At 30.1% G+C, this 1,707-nt stretch carries 1 protein-coding gene; it reads right to left on the bottom strand.

The features are described from left to right. On the bottom strand, positions 1–1,646 hold a 1,646-nt coding region (gene argS / locus Q0370_RS08965; RefSeq protein WP_299574850.1), incomplete at its 3' end, for an arginine--tRNA ligase. Between the last annotated feature and the right edge of the window lie 61 nt (positions 1,647–1,707).

The following is a 1,707-nucleotide window of genomic DNA, read 5'->3' as shown; positions in this document are numbered from 1 at the left end:
ATTCGTGCATCCATGACTTTTTTATTTTCTTCCTTCAAAATAGAACTTGAATTATAGAAATTATTAAATAATTTTGCTATGTCAAATAAATAGTCTGCTATTATGTTTGGACGATAACTTTCATAAGATTTTACAACTGTTTGTGGAAATCTCAGAAGCTCAACTGCTAATTCACGCTCAACACCATTCATATTTTCCAAAATAATATCTTTATTTTCAACATTGATATTTTCTTCCTTCAATTTTCTGAAAATAGACATAATCCGTACATAAGTATATTGTAAATAAGGTCCTGTATTACCTTCAAAACTAAGTACCTTGTCCCAAGTAAATGTTATATCAGAAGTCCTGTTCTGGCTCAAATCAAAGTATTTTATAGCTCCGCTTCCCACAATTTCAGCAATTTTTTCTTTTTCTTCTTCTGGAATATTCGGATTTTTTTCATCAATTACCTTTTTAACTTGAGTTTTTGCCTCATCCAGCAAATCGACAAGTCTTATTATATTTCCACTTCTAGAAGAAAAAATCATTCCATCTCCAAATCTCATAATTCCAAATACAACATGAGTCTTTTTGTAATTATAAGGTTCTCCAAGCATTTCTCCAATTTCAAAAACCTGCTTAAAATGATTTTGCTGCCTATCGTCAGTTAGGTAAACAGCTTCGTCTACATTTAATTCATCTTTTCTAAATTTCATTGTAGCCAGGTCAGAAGTTGTATACAGGAAGCTTCCATCTTTTTTCTGCACAATTGCAGGTGGCAGCTTGTCATTTTCAAAAAACACAACCAATGCTCCCTGATCTTCACGTGCAATACCTTTTTCTTTTAATTCTTCCAGTACAGCTGGCATCATATCATTATAAAACGATTCGCCATAATAATAGTCGAAGTTCACACCAAGCCTATCATAAATTTTATTGTATTCTTTTAGTGAAATATCTATAAATTCCTTCCACAATTTTTGATTTTCTTCATCTCCAAGCTGTAATTTTTTCAGTTCTTCACGAGCCTCATCCTCCAAAGCAGGATTTTTTTTAGCTTCATCAGAAAACTGCACATAAATTCTTTCCAGTTCACCAATTGGATCTTCTTCGTAGGACTTCTTATTCAGCCAATTCTTATAAGCTACAATGAGTTTTCCAAACTGTGTTCCCCAATCACCAATATGATTGTCAGCAAGTGTATGAAAACCTAAAAATTGTAAAGTTCTCTTGATGGAATCACCGATAATTGTACTTCTCAAATGTCCAATGTGCATTCTTTTAGCAATATTAGGTGAAGAATAATCAATTATTATAGTTTTATCTGTATTTAGAAAAGAAAAATCATATTTTTCATTTTCCACTTTTTTTAATTCTTCATTCAAAAAGTTATTTTTCAAATAAATATTAATAAATCCTGGCCCTGCAATTTCCAACTTTTCAATAATATCATTTTCTTTAAAATTATCTACAAGTGTACTTGCAATCTCTCGTGGATTTTTACCAATTAATTTTGAACTAACCATCGCAAAATTTGTCTGAAAATCCCCAAATTCTCTTTTTGTGGAATTTTGAATATCGACTTTTTCTGTATAATCAGCACCAAAAATATTATTTATATTTTCTGAAAACAACTTTTTTAATTTTATTGTCAGCAATTCCATTATTTTAAAATTTTTTTCCTTTCTTTCAAAATTTACGTTAATTTTAGGATAACGCATAATC

Origin of the sequence: uncultured Leptotrichia sp. (assembly GCF_938036635.1) — a bacterium.
Classification (GTDB): domain Bacteria; phylum Fusobacteriota; class Fusobacteriia; order Fusobacteriales; family Leptotrichiaceae; genus Leptotrichia; species Leptotrichia hongkongensis.
The sequence above is the reverse complement of the archived record's forward strand: the minus strand, read 5'-3'. Positions and strand labels throughout refer to the sequence as shown.